The organism is Devosia sp. UYZn731 (assembly GCF_040546795.1).
Taxonomy (GTDB): domain Bacteria; phylum Pseudomonadota; class Alphaproteobacteria; order Rhizobiales; family Devosiaceae; genus Devosia.
Map to the genome: position 1 here is coordinate 448,153 of NZ_JBEPOL010000004.1, position 19,963 is coordinate 468,115.

At 62.8% G+C, this 19,963-nt stretch carries 19 protein-coding genes, 1 tRNA gene and 1 pseudogene; 17 read left to right on the plus strand and 4 right to left on the minus strand.

From position 1 onward, the window contains the following. Nucleotides 1-51: 51 nt before the first annotated feature. The 6 genes from ABIB57_RS12785 (at nucleotide 52) to ABIB57_RS12810 (ending at nucleotide 4,391) form a co-directional block, all read left to right on the plus strand. A complete protein-coding gene (locus tag ABIB57_RS12785) occupies nucleotides 52-525 on the plus strand; it encodes a GFA family protein (protein ID WP_354041276.1) in 474 nt (157 codons plus the stop codon). Between the two features lies 1 nt (nucleotide 526). Further along, entirely contained in the window at nucleotides 527-1,021 is a 495-nt protein-coding gene (locus ABIB57_RS12790; RefSeq protein ID WP_354041277.1) for a heme-degrading domain-containing protein, read from the plus strand. A 66-nt stretch (nucleotides 1,022-1,087) separates the two neighbouring features. Beyond that, nucleotides 1,088-1,981 carry a PhzF family phenazine biosynthesis protein gene (locus tag ABIB57_RS12795; protein ID WP_354041279.1) on the plus strand — a complete coding sequence of 298 codons (894 nt, stop codon included), beginning with the start codon at nucleotides 1,088-1,090 and terminating at the stop codon, nucleotides 1,979-1,981. Nucleotides 1,982-2,091: 110 nt separating this feature from the next. Then, the gene (locus ABIB57_RS12800) at nucleotides 2,092-2,214 is read left to right on the plus strand and encodes a hypothetical protein (RefSeq protein WP_299731191.1); all 123 of its coding nucleotides are present in this window, start codon (nucleotides 2,092-2,094) and stop codon (nucleotides 2,212-2,214) included. 112 nt (nucleotides 2,215-2,326) lie between these two features. Continuing rightward, nucleotides 2,327-3,889, plus strand: a complete 1,563-nt coding sequence (locus ABIB57_RS12805) for a 2-isopropylmalate synthase (protein WP_354041281.1) — start codon at nucleotides 2,327-2,329, stop codon at nucleotides 3,887-3,889. A 52-nt stretch (nucleotides 3,890-3,941) separates the two neighbouring features. Further along, a complete protein-coding gene (locus tag ABIB57_RS12810; RefSeq protein ID WP_354041283.1) occupies nucleotides 3,942-4,391 on the plus strand; it encodes a GNAT family N-acetyltransferase in 450 nt (149 codons plus the stop codon). Nucleotides 4,392-4,418: 27 nt separating this feature from the next. On the opposite strand, the pseudogene ABIB57_RS12815 reads toward ABIB57_RS12810, so the two are convergent. Beyond that, nucleotides 4,419-5,524, minus strand: a pseudogene (locus tag ABIB57_RS12815) (pyridoxal phosphate-dependent aminotransferase). Nucleotides 5,525-5,813: 289 nt separating this feature from the next. Here ABIB57_RS12815 and ABIB57_RS12820 point away from each other — a divergent pair. Beyond that, complete coding sequence (locus ABIB57_RS12820; RefSeq protein WP_299744152.1) at nucleotides 5,814-6,020, plus strand: hypothetical protein; 207 nt, start codon at nucleotides 5,814-5,816, stop codon at nucleotides 6,018-6,020. A gap of 4 nt (nucleotides 6,021-6,024) precedes the next feature. On the opposite strand, the gene ABIB57_RS12825 is transcribed toward ABIB57_RS12820, so the two are convergent. Together ABIB57_RS12825 and ABIB57_RS12830 are read right to left on the minus strand one after the other, a co-directional pair. Then, on the minus strand, nucleotides 6,025-6,819 hold the full coding sequence (locus tag ABIB57_RS12825; RefSeq protein ID WP_354041284.1) for a mechanosensitive ion channel family protein: 795 nt from the start codon (nucleotides 6,817-6,819) through the stop codon (nucleotides 6,025-6,027). A 54-nt stretch (nucleotides 6,820-6,873) separates the two neighbouring features. Beyond that, nucleotides 6,874-7,734, minus strand: a complete 861-nt coding sequence (locus tag ABIB57_RS12830) for a mechanosensitive ion channel family protein (protein WP_354041285.1) — start codon at nucleotides 7,732-7,734, stop codon at nucleotides 6,874-6,876. A gap of 139 nt (nucleotides 7,735-7,873) precedes the next feature. On the opposite strand from ABIB57_RS12830, the gene ABIB57_RS12835 reads away from it, so the two are divergent. From ABIB57_RS12835 to ABIB57_RS12855, 5 genes are all read left to right on the plus strand, one after another. Continuing rightward, nucleotides 7,874-7,949, plus strand: a tRNA-Lys gene (locus tag ABIB57_RS12835). Between the two features lie 149 nt (nucleotides 7,950-8,098). Then, the gene (locus ABIB57_RS12840) at nucleotides 8,099-8,953 is read left to right on the plus strand and encodes a PDZ domain-containing protein (protein WP_354041286.1); all 855 of its coding nucleotides are present in this window, start codon (nucleotides 8,099-8,101) and stop codon (nucleotides 8,951-8,953) included. A 214-nt stretch (nucleotides 8,954-9,167) separates the two neighbouring features. Continuing rightward, nucleotides 9,168-9,869, plus strand: coding sequence for a YjbE family putative metal transport protein (locus ABIB57_RS12845; protein ID WP_354041288.1), 702 nt, complete (start codon nucleotides 9,168-9,170; stop codon nucleotides 9,867-9,869). A 109-nt stretch (nucleotides 9,870-9,978) separates the two neighbouring features. Then, the gene (locus tag ABIB57_RS12850) at nucleotides 9,979-11,160 is read left to right on the plus strand and encodes a lipid II:glycine glycyltransferase FemX (RefSeq protein ID WP_354041289.1); all 1,182 of its coding nucleotides are present in this window, start codon (nucleotides 9,979-9,981) and stop codon (nucleotides 11,158-11,160) included. Then, on the plus strand, nucleotides 11,157-12,476 hold the full coding sequence (locus ABIB57_RS12855; protein ID WP_354041290.1) for a lipopolysaccharide biosynthesis protein: 1,320 nt from the start codon (nucleotides 11,157-11,159) through the stop codon (nucleotides 12,474-12,476). The genes ABIB57_RS12850 and ABIB57_RS12855 overlap by 4 nt, the downstream gene beginning before the upstream one ends. Nucleotides 12,477-12,616: 140 nt before the next feature. On the opposite strand, the gene ABIB57_RS12860 is transcribed toward ABIB57_RS12855, so the two are convergent. Further along, complete coding sequence (locus ABIB57_RS12860; RefSeq protein WP_354041292.1) at nucleotides 12,617-13,183, minus strand: GNAT family N-acetyltransferase; 567 nt, start codon at nucleotides 13,181-13,183, stop codon at nucleotides 12,617-12,619. Nucleotides 13,184-13,349: 166 nt separating this feature from the next. On the opposite strand from ABIB57_RS12860, the gene acs reads away from it, so the two are divergent. The 5 genes from acs (at nucleotide 13,350) to ABIB57_RS12885 (ending at nucleotide 19,890) form a co-directional block, all read left to right on the plus strand. Next, nucleotides 13,350-15,293, plus strand: a complete 1,944-nt coding sequence (gene acs, locus ABIB57_RS12865) for an acetate--CoA ligase (protein ID WP_354041294.1) — start codon at nucleotides 13,350-13,352, stop codon at nucleotides 15,291-15,293. Nucleotides 15,294-15,546: 253 nt separating this feature from the next. Beyond that, nucleotides 15,547-16,641: a glycoside hydrolase family 3 protein gene (locus ABIB57_RS12870; RefSeq protein ID WP_354041295.1), complete on the plus strand. Its 1,095-nt coding sequence runs from the start codon at nucleotides 15,547-15,549 to the stop codon at nucleotides 16,639-16,641. A 150-nt stretch (nucleotides 16,642-16,791) separates the two neighbouring features. Next, nucleotides 16,792-17,586, plus strand: coding sequence for a UDP-2,3-diacylglucosamine diphosphatase (locus tag ABIB57_RS12875; RefSeq protein ID WP_502914391.1), 795 nt, complete (start codon nucleotides 16,792-16,794; stop codon nucleotides 17,584-17,586). After that, the gene (locus ABIB57_RS12880; RefSeq protein WP_354041299.1) at nucleotides 17,526-18,605 is read left to right on the plus strand and encodes a glycosyltransferase family 4 protein; all 1,080 of its coding nucleotides are present in this window, start codon (nucleotides 17,526-17,528) and stop codon (nucleotides 18,603-18,605) included. The genes ABIB57_RS12875 and ABIB57_RS12880 overlap by 61 nt, the downstream gene beginning before the upstream one ends. A 94-nt stretch (nucleotides 18,606-18,699) precedes the next feature. Then, entirely contained in the window at nucleotides 18,700-19,890 is a 1,191-nt protein-coding gene (locus ABIB57_RS12885; protein ID WP_354041301.1) for an MFS transporter, read from the plus strand. The last annotated feature ends 73 nt before the right edge of the window (nucleotides 19,891-19,963 follow it).

Here is a 19,963-nt window from a genome sequence, read left to right on the forward strand (position 1 = left end):
GCGGTTTGGTTTAAGTCTGGCGCGGTTCGATCAATCCCCGAGTCGCGTCAGATGGATTTGCCGGAATTTCCCGTCGAGGGCGGATGCCAATGTGGTGCGGTGCGCTATCGGCTGACCGGGGCGCCGCTCGGCGTTTACAATTGCCATTGCAAGGATTGCCAGCGCTTCTCGGGCGCCGGCTGGGCCATGTCGATGCCGGTGGCGCGCGAGCGGGTCGAACTGATCTCGGGCACGCTCAACGCCTATGACAGCGTTGCCGACAGTGGCCGTGTGGTGCGCATGTTGTCGTGCTCGCGCTGCAATACGCGGGTTTGGAACGAGCCGCTCAGCGCGCCCGCCATGCTGGTGCTTCGTCCTGGCACGCTCGATGATATCAGTTGGGTCGTGTCGGTGGGCAATATCTGGACCGAAAGCGCGGCGCCCTGGGCGCCGATCGATCCGCGCCAGGTGCATTTTCCCGGCCAGCCACCCGATCGCCAACCGCTCTACGACGCGTGGGCCGCATTGACCCAAAAGGAAGCCTGACATGGCCGCTGCCGACGATATCGCGCTGATCAAGAACCAGGAGCAGGAACTGGTCCTGCCCGCATTCGACGAGCATGTGGCGTTCGCATTGGGCAGTGCCATCTATCAGCGGGCGAAGGCCGAGGGACTGAGTCTCGTGGTGGATATTCGCACCTGGGACCGGCAGATGTTCTTCGCCGCGACGCCGGGCACCAGCGCCGACAATGCCGAATGGGTGCGGCGCAAGATCAATACAGTGCGCCGCTTCCAGAAGGCGAGCTATCGCCTCGTGGCCGAGCGCGGCGGCGACGCGATGTTCTCCGACATCGTCAATGCGCCGGCTACCGATTATGTCATCGCCGGCGGTGGGTTTCCGCTGCGCGTGGTCGGGGCGGGCATTATCGGTGCCCTGACCATTTCGGGCCTGCCGGGGCGGAGCGATCATGGCGTAGCGGTCGATGCACTCTGCGATTATTTGGGCCGCGACAGAACTTTGTTTGCCTTGCCGCCGGAATAGCGGCGGCGATGCGTTGACTATAGTGACGCTTTTGGCCGTGTTTATTCATATCGATGAGGCCTGCAAATGAAACTCAATTACCTGCTGCTCGACGTATTTACGCGCGAACCGCTCAAGGGCAATCCGCTGGCGGTGGTGCTCAAGGCCGATGGCCTGCTTGATGGCGAAATGCAGGCGATTGCGGCTGAGTTCAATCTCAGCGAAACGGTGTTCATCCAGAAGCCGCATGCCGAGCGCAACACTGCCTCCCTGCGCATCTTTACCCCCACCGTGGAGTTGCCCTTCGCGGGGCATCCGACGGTCGGCTCGGCGGTGGTCCTGGGCCTGCAGAACAAGCTCAGCGCGGTGCGGCTCGAAGAGCAGATCGGGCTGATTACCGCTTTGTTCGAAAAGAGCGACAAGCGCTCGGGCGAGGCCCGTTTCGCGCTGCCGCGCCTGCCCAGCCAGGTGGTGCCGCTCAATGACAAGCTGATCCTGGCGCAGGCGCTTGGCATCGAGGTCGAGGATATCGGCTGCGGCTCCTACAAGCCGGGCGTGTACTCAGCCGGTGTCGAATTCCATCTGGTGCCCGTGCGTGACGCCAGTGTGCTGCGTCGCATCGAGCGCAATATGGCGATCTGGCCGGTGGCGTTTCCCCATGGGCGCCACTCGGTCTATGTGTTCACCGAGACGCCCAATGAGCCGGATAACGACCTTGCTGCCCGTATGTTCGCGCTGGGCCTGGGGATGGGCGAAGATCCCGGCACCGGCTCGGCTGCCGCGGCGCTGATCGGACTGTTGTCAGAGCACGTGCCGCTGGGCACCGGACAGGCCGATTTCGTACTGCGCCAAGGCGCCGAGATGGGCCGTCCCTGCCGCATCACCATCCAGTTGCGCAAGGACAACGATGTTCTCGTGCATGGCGGGATTGGTGGCCATGCGGTGATCGTGGGTGAGGGCGTGCTGGATCTGGGGGACTAGGACGTTCCGCTGGCAACGGGGCGTAAAGGAAAAAATCAGGATATGCGCTCGGTTGTGCTTGCACGGCACGCTGGATTCGCGCATTCTAGGGACGAACCGGGATCGGACCTATGCAGCGCAAGCGCGCTATCGCCATCGCAATCGAGCAGCAACAGACCCACAAGGTCCGCTTGATCGTGGCTTCCGGCCTGCTGCTCAGCACGGCACTTCTCCTCCTTCTTATCAGCCCCTGATAACCGACAGCTCGCCAGGCGAGCGGGTGGTCAGGGGATTGTGTCACATGCCGAACAGCAAATGTCCGGCCTGCAGAGCCGTGTCTCTGGGCCGTTTGATAGGAAGAAATCGATGTCCGCCGTAACCTCCGACACCAATAAAGACCGCATCTTCATTTTCGACACTACGCTGCGCGACGGCGAGCAATCGCCCGGCGCCACCATGACGCTGGAAGAAAAGCTGCAGGTTGCCGAAGCGCTCGACGAGATGGGCGTCGATATCATCGAGGCCGGTTTCCCCATCGCCTCCAATGGCGATTTCGAGGCCGTAGTCGCGGTAGCCAAACGCGCCAAGAACTCGGTAATCGCCGGGCTGGCCCGCGCCATTCCGGCCGATATCGACCGCGCTGCCGAGGCTGTGCGCCATGCACCGCGCGGGCGTATCCATACTTTCGTATCGACCTCGCCGATCCATCTGGCGCACCAGATGCGCAAGACGCAGGACGAGGTGCTGGAGATCATTTCCAAGACCGTCGCGCAGGCGCGAAACCTGATCGACGATGTCGAATGGTCGGCGATGGACGCCACCCGCACGCCGATCGAATACCTGATGCGCTGCGTCGAGGCGGCGATCAAAGCCGGCGCGACGACGATCAACCTGCCCGATACGGTGGGTTACGCGATCCCGGAAGAACATTTTGCGATGTTCAAGACCATCATCGAAAAGGTGCCGGGCGCCGACAAGGCGATTTTCTCTACGCACTGCCATAACGACCTGGGCCTGGCGGTCGCCAATTCGCTGGCGGGTGTGCGTGGTGGCGCGCGGCAGATTGAATGCACGATCAACGGGCTGGGCGAACGCGCCGGCAACGCGGCGCTGGAAGAAGTGGTGATGGCGCTGCGCACGCGCGGCGATGCCATGCCCTATCACACGCAGATCGAGACCACCCATCTGGCCCGCGCCAGCAAGATCGTCTCGGCGGCGGCCAATTTTCCGGTGCAGTACAACAAGGCGATCGTGGGCAAGAACGCCTTCGCCCATGAGAGCGGCATCCATCAGGATGGCATGCTCAAGAATGCCGAGACCTATGAAATCATGACCCCGGCCAGCGTCGGGATCAAGGAAACCACCTTGGTGATGGGCAAGCATTCGGGCCGAGCGGCCTTCAAGGACAAGTTGAAGGAACTGGGCTACGAGCTGGGCGATAATGCCTTTCAGGAAGCCTTCGTGCGCTTCAAGGACCTGGCCGACCGCAAGAAGCATGTCTATGACGCCGATATCGTGGCGCTGGTAGATGACGAAGTCGGCTCGGTCGGCGACCGCATCCGCATCGTGGCCATGGAGGTCGTCTCCAAGATCGGCGGCGTGCACAAATGCGATATGACGCTGACCATCGATGGCGAGGAAACCAGTGTCAGCTATGAGGGCACCGGCTCGGTCGACGCCATTTTCAACGCCATCAAGCAGGCCGTGGGACAGGAGCCCAACCTGGTGCTCTACGCTGTCGACGGCGTGACCGGTGGCACCGACGCGCAGGCCAGCGCCCATGTGCGCCTGGAAATGAACGGCCGCATCGTCTCCGGCAATGCCGCCGAACCCGATACGCTGGTGGCCTCGGCGCGCGCCTATCTCAACGCCTATAACCGCCTGCTGATCGAACGCGGCGCCGCGGCGCAGGGCGCCATGGCTGGCTAGAATTGCGATTGCTCGTGCCCCGGTCCGTGGTGGGCCGGGGCAGGAGGACAAATTGGGCTATACCCTCATCGAAGTGAGCGAGCCTGCCGACTGGCAGGCCTATCACGCCATTCGCCGGCAGGAGCTGTTCGAGGCGCGCGGGCGGCACGGCATGTATGATGAAAATTATCCCGGCGAACGGGGCGCCAACATGCATCATTATCTGCTCAAGCTCGATGGCAGGCCGCTCGGGACGACCCGGCTGGATGTGCGCGAGGACGGTATCGCGATTTTTCGCCTGGTCGCGATCACCGCGGCCGAACAGGGGCGCGGGCATGGCCGGGTCCTCGCGCAGATGTTGGACGAGCGCGCTCGTGCGTTTGGGGCCAGCATTCTCTATGTGAACGCCGCCGTCACCGCCGTCGGCTTTTACCAGGCGACCGGCTGGCACGACCATGTGTGGGACCCGAGCGAGCTGGTTGGCATCGCCGCTACCTGTCAGCAGATGCGCAAGGTGCTGTGATTGCTGCGGAATTCGTGGCGCAATTAGTCAGCCACGCGACCGCGCCAGTGCCACCGGTAGGGCCACTTCAAGCACATCAAGCATGGCATCCGTGCCTGCGGTAATGCGGATGCAGCGGTCGAGGCCTGGGGCCATCGGCTTGCGGATGAACACGCCAAGGTCGGTGAGGGCGTTGAGGACATTTTGCGCGAAGGCGCCATCGCGGCCACAGTCCACGGCCACGAAATTGGTCGCGGAGGGGAGAGGGGTGAGGCCGTTGGCCCGCGCGATGGTGTCAATGCGTTGTCGGGCTGCGCCGGTCTGCGTCACTACCGAGGCGAGATAATCCTGATCGGCCAGGGCGGCGAGCGCTGCGGCCTGGGTGATGCTGGAGACGCCGAAATGATTGCGGACGCGGTTGAAGGTGCCGGTCAGTGGCGCAGGTCCAATTGCGTAACCGCAGCGCAATCCGGCCAACCCGTAGGCTTTGGAGAAGGTGCGCAGGCGCAGGACATTGCCTCGGCCGGTATCGATCGGCGGCAGGGTGCCTGGCGGGGCGAATTCGCCATAAGCCTCATCGAGCAGCAATAGCGTCGTCGGCGGCAGGGCATTGGCCAAGGCCGTGACGGCGTCCGCCTTCCACCAGGTGCCCATCGGATTGTCGGGATTGGCGAGGTAGACGATTTTCGCGCTCGTCTCGCGGACGGCCGCCAAGAGGCAGTCGAGGTCTTCGCGGTCGTCGCGATAGGGCACGGCGTGCAGGCGCGCGCCGAAGCCGGTCACATGATAGTTGAACGTCGGGTAGGCGCCGATGGAGGTCACCACCACATCGCCCGGCGCGGCAAACAGCCGGATGCAGTGCCCCAATAGTCCATCGATGCCTTCGCGACGCTGACCTCATCGGGGGTGACGCCGTGATGGCGGGCCAGGGCCTGGCGCAGGTCGAACACCTCCGGATCGCAGTATTTCCAGCTTTCGGGCGCTGCGGCGGCGATGGCAGCAATCACTGCCGGCGAGGGGCCGAAGCTCGATTCGTTGGCGCCGAGCCGAGCCCGAAAGCGTAAGCCGCGGGTTCGCTCGATGGATTCGGGGCCGATGAAGGGCACGGTTTCGGGCAGGCTGGCGGCGAGCGGCGTCAGTGCGGGCAGGGGCATCGGGCAGCCTTGATTCGGGACTGCCCCATCGTAAATCCCGATTTGGGGGCTGCGCCAAGTGCGCTTCGGCGGCGGCATGGATGGCAGCGCACCGGTTATGCACAGGCCGGGTAAATAGGTCACGGACCCTATCCCCTTGTACCAAAGGGCCTTGCGCCGGCTTGTCCGTTACCAGGCATTTGAAACAAATTGCGCCGGTCGCGGCAAGCTTGCGGAAGGCATGACGGCCCACATTGGACCCGTGCTGGTGCAGGCACTCTCCCCTCTGAATAACCATGGAGCTTCGTCGATGCCGCCAACCTTTGTGCACGCCCGCGATCATCTGGAACGCGCGGTAGCAATCCTGCAGGGGTCCGACAGCCGCTCCCGGCAGTTGCGCCATATCATTGAACGCACCATCGGACTGATCGAGGAATTCGACGGTCACGTGCCGCCAGAAGGCGACAATGTGCTCGATCTCGACGCCTTCCGCCGGACGCGGCAGGGCTGGATGTGACGCCCTAAACTGCCGGCGCGAACGCATTCTGCGCCAGCGCCGTATCCACCTCGGTCTTGACGCGCTCCTGCAGTGCCGAGCGCGCCACCGACCAGTCTGCGCTCTTGACGACCGCGCGCAGCACGACAGTCACTGCGGCGTCGCCGAGGCTTTCAACCCGGACCAGCGGCGCCGGATCGTTCAACACATAGTCAGATGCGGCGGCCTGCAGCAGGGTGTCGCGCACCCGTCCGATATCGGCGCTGCGCGGCACATTGATGCTGATTTCCACGGCCCGGATCGGCTGGCGGCTGTAATTGATGATCTTGGCGTTGGACAGTTTCGAGTTAGGCGCGAACATGTAGACGCCCTCGGGCGTGCGCATCTGGGTCGCGAACAGCCCCACCTCGACGACACTGCCGACAATGCCGTCGGCGTCGATATTGTCGCCGACATTGAACGGTCGCAGCAGGATCAAAAGGATGCCGGCGGCGATGTTGGACAATGTTCCCTGTAGCGCCAATGCGACCGCCAGGCCCGCGGCGCCAAGCACGGCGAGGATGGAGGCGGTCTGCACGCCGAACTGGCCCAGCACGATGATGACAGTCACGAGCAGCACGCCATAGCGCACCACCTGCGACACCAGGGGTGCAATGGTCTGGTCGCGATGCAGGGGCCGTGGGAGGAGCCTGGTGATGTGGTCGGACAGGAATTTGGCCAGTATCCAGCCGGCGACCAGCACGATCAGGGCGATGAGCGCCGACCAGACATTGGCGATAATCCAGGCGCTGGAAATGGCAAAGGCGTCACTATTTGGCATGGTCGGCTCCGTGAATTCACCCGAGGCGAATGCAGCGGCGGCGCAAAGGTTGCCTCAATCGCGAGCTGGCGCGGGCTGGCTTTCGGGGCTCGGGTTTGCCGGATTGGGGGCGACGGTGATGTTTGATTTATCCTCGGCGCTGCCGCTCAATTCACGGTTCAGCGCCAGCTTGGCCTCTTCGGTGAGGGCGTAAAGTGTGGGCAGATAATCGGGGGTCAGCACCCAGGCGCGCATCTGCATGTTGACGGCGGCGCCGCTGAAGCTTTCGACATGCACGGTCGGCACCGGATCCACCAGCACGCGCTTGTCCATGGTGGCAATGCGCAGCAGGATCTTGCGCGATTTGGGGATGTCGATGGTGTCGGGCACGCTGACATTGACGTCGATGCGGCGGCGCGGCTCGCGGCTGTGATTAGTGATCGCCGAGGCCCATAGCTTCTGGTTGGGGGTGAAGATATAGAGCCCGCTGCTCGAGCGCAGCCGCGTGCCGAAGAGGCCGATTTCCACCACCACGCCGGCCACGCCATCGCCCTGGATGAATTCGCCGATGGCGATGGGCCGCAGCCAGATCAGCATGATACCCGCAGCAATATTGGCCAGCGTGCCCTGCAGGGCGAGCGCCACCGCCAGGCCCGCGGCGCCCAGCACGGTCAGGATGGAATTGTTGGCGACGCCTAACAGGTTCAGTGCCGTCACCACCGCAAAGATGATGATGGCATAGCGTGCGGCCTGCGACAGGAGCGGCGCGAAATTCTGGTCGACGCCATAGGCACGGGGCAAAAAGCGCTTGATGGCCCGCGCCGCGATGCGCGCGACATTCCAGCCCGCGACCAGAACGGCAATGGCCGCCAGCAGACTCACGCCGTTATCGAGCAGCCAATTGCCGGCGAGAATTAAAAAATCGGGCAGATGCATGTGGAAAAGCCTGACGCTGCTGGGCAGAAGCGCCCCATTATCATCCTAACCAAGCCTCGTCCGCAGGAAAGTGGCGCTGGGCTGTAGACAGGGGAGAATCCCTTTGCTAGAGAGCGTCCACTTTGGAAGCCCAAGCAATGGGCGAGTAGCTCAGCTGGTAGAGCAGACGACTCTTAATCGTCGGGTCCACGGTTCGAATCCGTGCTCGCCCACCAAAGTATCCCCTTGATATCGATGTGATTTCGGCAACGCACGAGCGTTGTGGGCGGCATGTGAAATGTGATCGTCACTGCCGCCGAATGCGTATTGTTTTACGCAAATACCAGCTAAGAATGCGCGTCTTAAATTCCCATGTGGAACAAAAATGCGCAAAGCCGCCCGGTCCCTCGTTCTCATCGCCGCCGCCGCCCATCTGGCTGTCGCGCCGATCGCCTATTCGACGCAGTCGTTCGCCTTGGCTGGCGATGTTCAATTGCCCAATCCCTATGTGTCGCGGGCGCTCGACGCGGTCCTGATCCCGATCGACGCCGTGGTGCGCACCACCTTCGCGCTCGACGCCAAGGATCAGGGCGTGCTGGTGCTGTCGGTGCAGCCCGGCGGCGTTGCCGACCAGCAGGGCATTCTGCCCGGCGACGTGATCTCGCAGGTTCGTGGGCACAAAATCGTCAACCCGATCGATCTGGACGAGGTGGTCTATTACTGGATTCAGAAGGGCAGCTATGATTTCTCATTCAGCTACTATCGTGCCGGCATCATCGCCACGGCCGCGGCCCTGATCACGCTGGAACTCTATAGCGAAGTGTTCGACATCGCTTCGGTCGCGAGCTGGCAATCCTGGTCGGTGGCGACCAGCTTTAGCTATGCGGAGTTCTACTCGGAATATTCCGAGGAAATCACGGCCAGCTACGAAAGTTCCGAGACCACGATCGAGGAGACCACCAGCTCAGAGGAATTCTCCAGCGAGGTGACCTCAGAGGAAACCGCCTCGGAAGAAACCTCGACCGAGGATGCCGCCAGCGACCAGGATGGTGACGGCGTGGATGACGCGGTCGACACCGACGACGACAATGACGGCATCGACGATGCCGTCGATACAGACGACAACAATGATGGCGTCGATGATGCGAGCGAAGTCGATGACAGCGCCGATGACTCCGGCGGCGACGACGCGGGCGAAGATAGCGGTGACAGCGGTGACGATAGCGGCGGCGAGGACTGATATCGCACTGGTTTGACGGACGCGGCCCCGACCTTGGCCGGTCGGGGCCGTTTGCATTTTCCGCAAAGGCGCGCGTCCCCCTTACAAACCAGCCTCGCTACGCCAATTTACCGTAAAGTCTGCGACTTTTGGTGCATGCCCTCCGGTTCGGTCTTTCCCTGGCGCACCGTGACCGCTATAGCGCCAGCAACAGATTTTCGTCCCGAGGTCACCTATGCCGTTTCTCGACCCCAGCTTCCTCAGCTCGCTCCTGCAGGTGGTTCTGATCGACTTGGTGCTGGCCGGCGATAATGCTGTTGTTATCGGGCTGGCGGCCGCCGGGCTTGCCAGCGACGTGCGCAGGAAAGCCATCCTGATCGGCATCCTGGCGGCGACCGTGCTGCGTATCTTCTTTGCCCTGATAACCACGCAATTGCTCGCGCTGGGCGGTGGGCTGCTGATCGCTGGCGGCGTATTGCTGCTCTACGTCTGCTGGAAGATGTACCGCGAACTCACGACCTCCCATGGCGATGAGCATAATGCTCAGGAAGCGCTTGAGAACGTCGATAGCAACGCCGACGGCACCGTTGGCGGCAAGCGCCGCAAGACACTGCGCCAGGCCGTCATCCAGATCATCATCGCCGACGTCTCGATGTCGCTCGACAACGTGCTGGCCGTGGCCGGCGCGGCGGCGCACCACTTCGAAGCCCTCATCATCGGGCTGGCCCTTTCGGTGGTGATGATGGGCGCTGCCGCTACGTTCATCGCAGGCCTGCTGCACAAGCATCGCTGGATTGCCTGGGTCGGTCTGGCGATCATCCTGCTCGTGGCGGTCCGCATGTCGCTCGAGGGCCTGGGTGCGTTCATCACCATCCCGGAAATTCCCTTGCTCTACACGCCCCACGCCGTGGGTGCAGCTGCGGCCGTCGCACATTAGTGTTTGGTAACCAAAGGCCGAGTTTTGCGGCATTTGTCGGGGTGGGATAGGGATTTGCTCATCTTGCGGGACTAGGTTTGCGGCGATTGTTCAGCCGGAAACCTGCACGATGTCCGCCATTGCCAACCGCCTGGCCCCAGACGCCGCAGTTCTGCCCGCGCGCAAGGCCAGTGCCGTGGCCGCGCTCCGGCTCGAAATGCGCCTTGTCAGCGGCCCGGAATGGGACCGCACGATCGGCGAATTCGACGAGGTCTGCCAGGAACAGTTGCACGTCTTTGCCACCGCACGCTGGCCCGCCGTCGAGCAGGAGCCGGTGATCTTTCTCGCCAATGGCGAGGTGGTGGGCGGCTCGTTGATGATGGTCCAGCGGCTGCCGCTGGGGATTGCCAAAATCGCGGTTTCCAAATGGGGCCCAATGCTCAAGGACGCCGCCAGTACCGATGCGGCCGATATCCGGGCGGGCATGATCGAGGCGCTGATCGGCGAATATGCGGTGCGCCGCGGGCTGATGCTGTCGGTGCTGCCGCGCGCCTCGCTGGCGCCGGGCAATCCTGAATATGCCAGCCTGATCACGCGGGGCTTTCAGCGTGGGTCCGAGCTGGGTTTCCCCAGCCGCTATATCGTCAACCTGCGGTTGAGCGATGCCGAACAGCGCAAGAGTTTTGGCCAGAAATGGCGCTACCACCTTAACAAATCGGAACGGGCGGGCCTGACCTTCGAGCGCGCCGGCGCGGAGCAGATCGGCGAGTTCGATGCGCTCTATACGGCGATGACCGATCGCAAGAAGTTCACCGATCATTCGGCGTATGAAACCGTGCATGAACTGATGGCGCTCGAGGTCGAGGCGCTGCGCCCGGAACTGTTCTTTGTGCGGCACGAGGGCGAAGTTGTCGCCGGGGCGCTAATCTTCAAGGCGGGGGACCGCGCGGTTTATCTCTACGGCGCCACCAATGACAAAGCGCTGCCGCTGCGCGCCGGCTATTTCATCCATTGGAATGTCATCCGTTGGCTGCGCGATAATAGCACGGCCAAGTGGTACGACCTCGGCGGCACGGATGGTTTTCACGGCCTGCATCAGTTCAAAAAGGGCATGGTGGGGGAGGCGGGCATTATCACGCCGGTGCCACCGGTGGCCAATTATGCATCGCGGCCACTGCCGTTCCTGTTCGGCACGGCAGCATTTTGGGGCCGCGACGTGCTGCATCGCAGCCGCAACAAGCTCAAAAGTCTGTTGCAGGCCAAGGCGCGGCCGGATCAGGCGCCGATCAGTTCGGATACGGGCGTGCCATGAGCCTGCAGCGGCGGCTGGCCTCGCAATCCACCATGATCTTTGGGGCCCGCCTCGGCGGCTCCGGGCTGGTGTTTCTAACCCAGGCGCTGATTGCGCGGTTTTGGGGCGCGGAGCTATTGGGTGAATATCTGCTGGTCACCGCCACGGTCAATCTGATCGCCGTGGTGATGCCGCTGGGCTTTCACACGGTGGGTGCTTATTTCGCTGCCGACTACCGTGCGCGCGGAGAAAAGCGGCAGCTCACACAGTTCATGACGCGCGCCTATGGCCACGTGCTGGGCACGTTCGCGCTGTTGCTGGTGGCGGGGTATCCGTTGCTGAGCCTGCTCGGGCAGACCGATTCCGCGCTGGGCCAGCATTTTGCGCCGCTGGTAGTGTTGGCGCTGAGTACGGGCTTGGTCCATGTCAACGGCTCGGTGCTGATCGGGCTCAAGCGGCCGCTCGCCGGCTATTTCGCCGATGCAATTTTCCGCCCCATGGTGGTGTTGGCGGCGTTCCTCGTTGCGCTGTCGTTCGCGGTGCCGGCCGAAGCGTTCGATCGCATGCTGTGGATTATCGCCATTGCCTATGTGGCGGTGGCGCTTGGTCATTTCGGCTTTGTGGTGGCGACGCTGAAGACCGTCCCGGATACGGCGGCGGTACGCACCGAGGATGTGCGGCGCTGGTGGCGGTTCGCGTTGCCATGGGTGCTGATTTCGCTGGCTACGGATTTTTTCTTCGATATCGACCTGCTGCTGCTGTCGCATAGCCTGCCTAAGGAAGAGTTGGCGATTTTCGGCGTTTGCACGCGGATTTTCTCGCTGGTGTCGTTCGGAGTCGCTGCTGTCTATTCGGTGACGCTGCCGGACATTTTCGAGAGCGAGGTCAATGCCGACCGCGCGGCGTTCAATCGCAAGATCGGGGATGCGAACCTCGTCGCCAGCGGGCTGTCGCTGCTGCTGTTTGCCGGCATGGCGGTGGTTGGTCCGTTTGCACTGATGCTGTTCGGGCCCAGCTTTACCGCCGGTGCCATGCCGCTGGCGATCCTGTGCCTGGCGCTGGTGGTGCGCTCGGTGATGGGGCCGGCTTCCGTTGTGCTGTCGATGCACGACCGACCTTACGCAAGCCTGCCGGCGGTTGGGCTGGGGATTGTCGCGCTGGTGGCGCTGAACTGGCTGCTGGTGCCGACGATGGGCCTGATGGGCGCGGCCATGGCGGCGACGCTGGCGATTACGCTGTGGTCGGTGGCGCTGTGGTGGACGGCGTTGCGGACGGCGAAGCTGGACGTGTCGATCATGCAGCGGTTTCGGCGGGTGCCCGAGGTGGCTTCGGCATAGCCCCCTCATCCGCCCTTCGGGCACCTTCTCCCACAAGGGGAGAAGGGGATAGAGCGGCGAGTCTTCAGTCATCACCCCTCGCCCCTTGTGGGAGAGCGACAGACCTGACGCGTTCAGGCGGAAGGTCAGGGTGAGGGGGCCTATGCCCCCACCAAGCTCCCCAACCTTTGCTTCAGCCGCCCCAGCCGCCCCAAATTCACGCCGTGGTCATAGCCTTCGCTGGCCTTGGTGTATGGCTTTTCCACGAACACATAGTCCTGTCCGAACAGGTGCTTTTCCATCGTGAAGAGCGCTTTGTAGCCGTAGCGGCGCAGCAGCAGCAGGGCGACTTCGTTTTCGGGGCGCACGAAGGTATAGGCCTTGTGGAAGCGGTTGTTGTCCCAGTGCTCGTCGAAGGCGCGCATGCCGAACATGCCAAGCTTGGTGTCGCGGAATTTGGGGAAGACCCAGCTCCAGTAGCGGAAGATCGCGCCATATTCGGGGCCCGACACCATGGCGCCGCCGGGCTTGCCGTCGCTCATCATGATCATGATGTGCCAGGGGTCGTGGGCGACCAGCGCGCGCAGGAAGGGCTTGGTCAGCCGGCCCATTTCATGGGCCTTGAAGATGTCGTTGTAGTGCGGCGAGCTGGCGATCACGTCCATCAGTTCGGCATGGATCATGTCGATATCGGCGTTGGTCGCCGGTCGGATCTGCATTTCGGCCATGGCATCACCTCATCTGTCCAACATTGTAGCAAATTGAGAGCACAGCCCGAAGCGCGCGCCGCTGCCGCAGTTAATGGGTTGTAGTGGCGCGCGTTGGGAAACCTGCTTGCCCGGCGCGGGGCCGGTCACTAGAACAGGGGCGGGAGAGCCGAAGGGAGCCAAATCCATGACCGAACAACACATATTTCCGCCCAGCGCGGCCACCATCGATCACGCGCTGGTCAATCCGGAACAATATGCGGAAATGTATGCCCGCTCGGTCAGCGACCCCGACGGCTTCTGGGCTGACCAGGCCAAGCGTATCGACTGGATCAAGGCTCCGACCAAGATCAAGAACGCGACCTTTGCCTATCCGGATGTCTCGATCAAATGGTTCGAGGACGGTATTCTCAACATCTCGGTCAATTGCATCGACCGGCATTTGGCGACGCGCGGCGACCAGGTGGCGCTGATCTGGGAGGGCGACACCCCCGGCAGAGACGCCAAGGTCACCTATAACCAGCTTTACGCCGAGGTCTGCCGCTTCGCCAATGTGCTCAAGGCGCAGGGCGTCAAGAAGGGCGACCGCGTCACCATCTACATGCCGATGATTCCGGCTGCCGCTTATGCGATGCTGGCCTGCGCGCGGATTGGCGCGGTGCATTCGGTGATTTTCGGCGGCTTCTCGCCCGATGCTGTCGCCGGCCGCATCCAAGATTGCGCCAGCACCATCGTCATCACCGCCGATGAGGGCCGGCGGGGTGGCAAGACCATTCCGCTCAAGGCCAATGTGGATGCGGCGCTGGCGAAGGCGCCTGGCGTCAAGACGGTGCTGGTGGTCAAGAATACCGGTGCTGCCGTGGCCATGCAGGCCGGCCGCGATCTCTGGTACGAGGACGCCGCCAAGGGCGTAGCGGCCGAATGCGCGCCCGAGCCGATGAATGCCGAAGACCCGCTGTTCATCCTTTATACATCGGGCTCGACCGGCAAGCCCAAGGGCGTGCTGCACACAACGGGCGGCTACATCGTCTATGCGGCGATGACCCACGAGTTGACCTTCGACTACCACGATGGCGACATCTACTGGTGCACGGCCGACGTCGGTTGGGTCACCGGGCACACCTATATTGTCTATGGCCCGTTCGCCAACGGTGCCACCAGCCTGATGTTCGAGGGCATTCCGACCTATCCGGATGCCGGCCGCTCATGGGCGATCGTCGATAAATACAAGGTCAATATCTATTACACCGCGCCCACGGCGATCCGTTCGCTGATGGGCATCGGCACGCAGTTCCTCGACGCGGCGGACCTGTCCAGTTTGCGTGTCATCGGCTCGGTTGGCGAGCCGATCAATCCTGAAGCCTGGATGTGGTATCACACCCATGTCGGCCGCGGCCGTTGCGCGGTGGTCGATACCTGGTGGCAGACCGAGACAGGTGGCCACATGATTACCTCGCTGCCGGGCGCTATCGCCACCAAGCCTGGGTCGGCAAGTTTTCCGTTCTTTGGCGTGCAACCGGTCGTGTTGTCGCCCGAGGGCAAGCTGCAAGAAGCCACCAAGGCCGAGGGTGTGCTGGCGATCAAAGATAGCTGGCCGGGGCAGGCGCGCACCATTTGGGGCGATCATGCACGGTTCGTCTCGACCTATTTCGAGACCTATAAGGGCTATTATTTCACCGGTGACGGCTGCCGCCGCGACGAGGACGGCTATTACTGGATCACCGGCCGCGTCGATGACGTGCTCAACGTGTCCGGCCATCGCCTGGGCACCGCCGAAGTGGAAAGCGCGCTGGTGGCGCATCCCAAGGTGAGCGAGGCGGCCGTCGTTGGCTATCCGCACGACATCAAGGGGCAGGGGATTTATTGCTATGTCACCCTGATGGGCGGCGAGGTTGGGACCGACGCGCTCAAGACCGAACTGCGCAACTGGGTGCGCAAGGAAATCGGCCCGATTGCCTCGCCGGACCTGATCCAGTTCGCGCCCGGCCTGCCCAAGACCCGCAGTGGCAAGATCATGCGTCGGATTTTGCGCAAGGTCGCCGAGAACGATTTTGGCTCGTTGGGGGATACGTCGACGCTGGCCGACCCAGCGGTGGTGACGGATCTGATCGAGAACCGGCAGAATCGGTAGACCCAAAAAAATCGGACGGGAACCCCAAGATTCCCGTCCGACAAATCGGCGGCAGCCCCGTGCTGAAAGGTTGAAGAACGGCACAGGCCCCTAACCGCCAGGATCGACATTTCACTGTTTTGCTAAGGCCAGCATCCCCTATTTGGGGGGAACTGGGCAAATAATCTGAGCCGTACCACTTTGCTCACGCCATTGTTTCGGCTGGTTTTGCCCATCATCGTGCCAGCAGCGAATCGTTACCGGGATCATCCTCTTGCGCACACTTTCGACCAGGCTGCTGCTGGCGCTGGCTCTCTTGGCCGCGCCCCTCGTTTCCGCCAATGCGGCAACGCTCGAGCAGATGGCCGGGCAGATGATCGTCGTCGGCTTTCAGGGCGACGATGTCGATGATGCTTCGGTCAAGGCGCTGCGCGATGAGATCGCCGCCGGTCGCCTGGGCGGCGTCATGTATCTCAAGACCAATGTGAAAAGTCTCGACGCCGTCAAGGCGATGAACAGCGCGTTCAAGGCCGCTTCGCCCGAACTGCCGCCGTTCATCACCCTCGATCAGGAAGGTGGCGCAGTCGAACGGTTGACGCGCGATGTCGGTTTCCTCGAAATTCCCAGTGCCGCGACCGTCGCCTCCGGCTATTCACCGCAGAAGGCCGAAGCGATCTATTCCAGCATGGCGCAGGATATCGCGGCGCTCGGCTTCACCGTCAATTTCGGGCCGGTCGCCGACGTCAACGTCAATCCGAACAATCAGGTCATCGCCAAGTTCGGGCGCTCGTTCAGCCCCGATCCTGCGGTGGTGACGCAATACGACCAGGCCTTCATCAATGCCCATCACAAGGCGGGGCTGCTGACGTCGCTCAAGCATTTTCCCGGCCACGGCTCGTCCACGGCCGATAGCCATGCGGGGTTCGTGGACATCACCGGCACCTGGAGCAAGGCCGAGCTTGATCCCTATCGCGGGCTGATCGCCGATGGCTATGAGGACATGATCATGGTTGGCCATCTCTACCATGCAGGCTATTCCGGCAGTGACCAGAAGCTGCCGGCTTCGCTGTCGCCGCAATGGATCACCGGGGTGCTGCGCGACGAGCTAGGCTTCAAGGGCGTGGTCATCAGCGACGATCTGGAAATGGGCGCCATCCGCAAGCTGTTCGACTTGCACGACACAGTCACCCGCGCCGTCCGCGCCGGCACCGATGTGCTGCTGTTCTCCAATACGGCCGCCTATCACGCCGGCCTGGGTAAGGAAATCCTCGCCATCCTCGTCGACGAGGCCGGCAAGGACCCCGCCTTCGCGGCTCGCATCGAGGAAAGCTACAACCGCATCGTAGCGCTGAAATCGCGACTGCATTGATGCCGATTCGGTCCTGACCATGCGATCCGCGCTTTATGAATCACCCGCGTTCCGGGTCTTTCACGCTGCCTGTTCCTTCTTGCGCGCGTGGCGGATAAGATAGCCGTCCGCGCTGGTCGCGGGGGGCAGCAGGAGACAGCGCGCTTGACGATCGAAGGCCGGGAAACGCGCCACGTGCGCGCGATATTCATTTCAGATGTGCATCTGGGCATGCGCCCGATCCGCGTCGGGCAGTTGATCGCGTTTCTGCGCGCCCACGATGCCGATACCATTTACCTGGTCGGCGACATTCTGGATGGCTGGCGGCTGGCCAAGTCCTGGCACTGGCCCAGCGAATACAATGTGCTGGTACAACTGCTGCTCGATAAGGCGCTGGCCGGCACGCGGGTGGTCTATCTGCCTGGCAATCATGATGAATTCCTGCGCGAATATCTCGGCACCTATTTCGGCGAGGTCGAGATCGTCGACCGTACCATCCACACCACGGCGCTCGGCAAGACGTATCTGGTGATCCATGGCGACCAGTTCGACGTGGTGGTGATGAACGCCAAGTGGCTCGCCCATGTGGGGGACTGGGCCTATAATTTCGCCCTGCGCGTCAATATTGCCATCAACTGGACGCGGCGGCGGCTGGGGCTGCAATATTGGTCGCTGTCGGCCTGGGCCAAGCAGAAGGTCAAGAACGCGGTCAGTATTATCGGCCGCTTCGAGGAGGCTTTGGTGCACGAAGCCAAGGTTTCGGGCGTCGATGGCGTTATTTGCGGGCACATTCATTTTGCCGACATGCACGACAGGTTAGGTATCCACTACATCAATACGGGTGACTGGGTGGAATCGTGCACAGCGATCGTGGAAACCCCGGATGGCCAGTTCGAACTGGTCAAATGGACCGAGATGGCGGCTGGCGAGCCGCGCAAATTCAGGCTGCGGCGCGCCGCGTCCTGATCGTCACCGATGCGTGGCGCCCCCAAACCAATGGGGTGGTTCGCACGCTCGAATCGCTGGGGCGAGAACTTGAGCGGCGCGATATCGAGGTGCGATATCTGACGCCGGAGCGGTTCTGGACCCTGCCGGTGCCGACTTATCCCGAAATAAGGCTGTCGCTGGCGACGCAGAGTAGTGTCGCCGCCTTTATCGATGGCGTCGCGCCGCATCATATCCATATCGCCACCGAAGGCCCGCTGGGGCTGCAGGCGAGGCAGTATTGCCTCGATCGGGGCCTGGCCTTCACCACCAGCTTCCATACCCGGTTTCCCGAGTATCTGGCCGCCCGTATGCCGGTGCATCCGGATTGGAGCTACGGTTACTTCCGCTGGTTCCACCAGCCGGCTACGAGCACAATGGTGCCCACGCCGTCGCTGCTGGCCGAACTGTCCGAGCGGGGGCTGGGCAATCTGGTGCTGTGGTCGCGCGGGGTCGATTCGGCGCGTTTCTCGCCGGGTCCAAAATCTCGTTTCCTCGATCTGCCGGGGCCGCACCTGCTCTATGTCGGTCGTGTCGCGGCCGAAAAATCGGTCGAGGATTTTTTGCGGTTGAAGGTGGGGGGCACCAAGATTGTGGTTGGTGACGGACCGGATCGTGCCGGGCTGGAGCGCGATTATCCCGATGCGGTGTTCCTCGGCTATCAGTTCGGCGAGGAATTGGCGGCGCTTTATCGCAGCGCCGATGTGTTCGTGTTTCCCAGCCGTACCGACACCTTTGGCAATGTGCTGATCGAAGCGCTGGCCTCGGGCGTGCCGGTCGCCGCCTATCCGGTTACGGGCCCCAAGGATATCGTCACCGATCTTGAGGCTGGGGCGCTCGATACCGATCTCGGCGCGGCCGTCAGCCGGGCGCTGACCCTGTCGCGGACGGCGGCGCGCAGGCTGGGCGAGAGCTTCACCTATTCGGCCAGTGCCGGTCAGTTCCTCGCCGCTCTGGTGCCGGTGGGGCAGATGATTTCACAATTGGCCACTGCCGGCTGAAATCGTCGCCCCTGTGGCCGATCCGCCCTTGCGCGGCGGGACGGTTGGCGTCAGGAAACCAACCGGGCGGTTATTTCGCCCGGAGTTCATTTTTATGTCGGCTGCATTGGCGCGCTGGGCGAGCCCCGAATTCCGCGCGTCGGTCTTTCACTTCACGGTCTTCGGCACCGGCGCCGTCGCCTCGGTTTATCTGGGCATCTGGCTGACGCTGAAGGGCATTCATCCCGACCAGATCGGCGTCATCAGCGCCGTGCCGGTGTTTGGCCTGCTGCTTCTCAACCTGTTCATCGGGCGCCTGGCCGACAAGGCCGGCGACTGGCGGACGGTCATCCTCATCCTGTCGTTGCTGGGCGCGGCCTTTCCCATCGGCCTGTTCTTCGTCAACGAGTTCTGGGGCATCCTTTTGGTCTGGGCCTTCTGCACCATGTCGGCCGGGGCTATTCCGCCGGTCATCGATGCGGCGACAGTGCGGTTGACCCAGCGCAACGGCACCGATTTCGGTGCTGTTCGCGCCTGGGGCACGGTGGGCTACGTGGTCGGCGCCGCCGGCACGGGCGTGGTCGCCACCGTTTTCGGCCCGCATGCCTTCGTGCCGCTGTTCTTCGCGATGGCGCTGTTCCGCGCGCTGGCGGCGTTGCAATTGCCGCGCTTCCGGGCTCCGCCGCAGGCCGCGACCCTGGCCGCCGTCAACGCGCGTCCCGGCGCCAGCCGACTGCGCGAAGTGCTCAAGCCCTGGTTTGTGCTGCCGCTACTGGCGTTTGCGCTGGTCAATTCCAGCCACGCCATCATCGGGACGTTTTCGGCCCTGCTCTGGCACGTCGATGGCGTGCCCGGTTACTATATCGGCCCGTTGCTGGCCATTTCGGCCGCCGCGGAAGCCGTGATGATGTTTGTCTGGCGGCGCATTGGTGGCCGGTTCAGCGCCCGCAACATGATCCTGTTGGCGGCCATTGCGGCAATCGTGCGCTATGCCATCATGGCGTTCAGCCCACCCGTGGCAGTGCTGTTCGTCATCCAAACGCTTCACGCACTCACCTTCGGCGTGGGCTATTTCGGCGTCGTGCATTTCATCGCCAACTGGACGCGCGAGGAAATCGCCGCGGAGGCGCAGGGATTTGCCAATGTGCTGCAGCAGGGTGTCTCCGTCATCGCGCTGATGGGATTTGGTCTGCTCATCACCCATTTTGGCACCCATGCGTTCCTGGCATCCTCGATTGCCGGCGCCCTGGCGGTTGCCTGCGTGCTGGTGTCGCTGCGCCTGCGCCCCGCCAAGGATGCGCATTGACTGGCCCTTTGAAATCGATATGGCTGCTCCGATACTGACCGTTCTCTGACTTGCCGCCGCTCCAGCGCGGGCC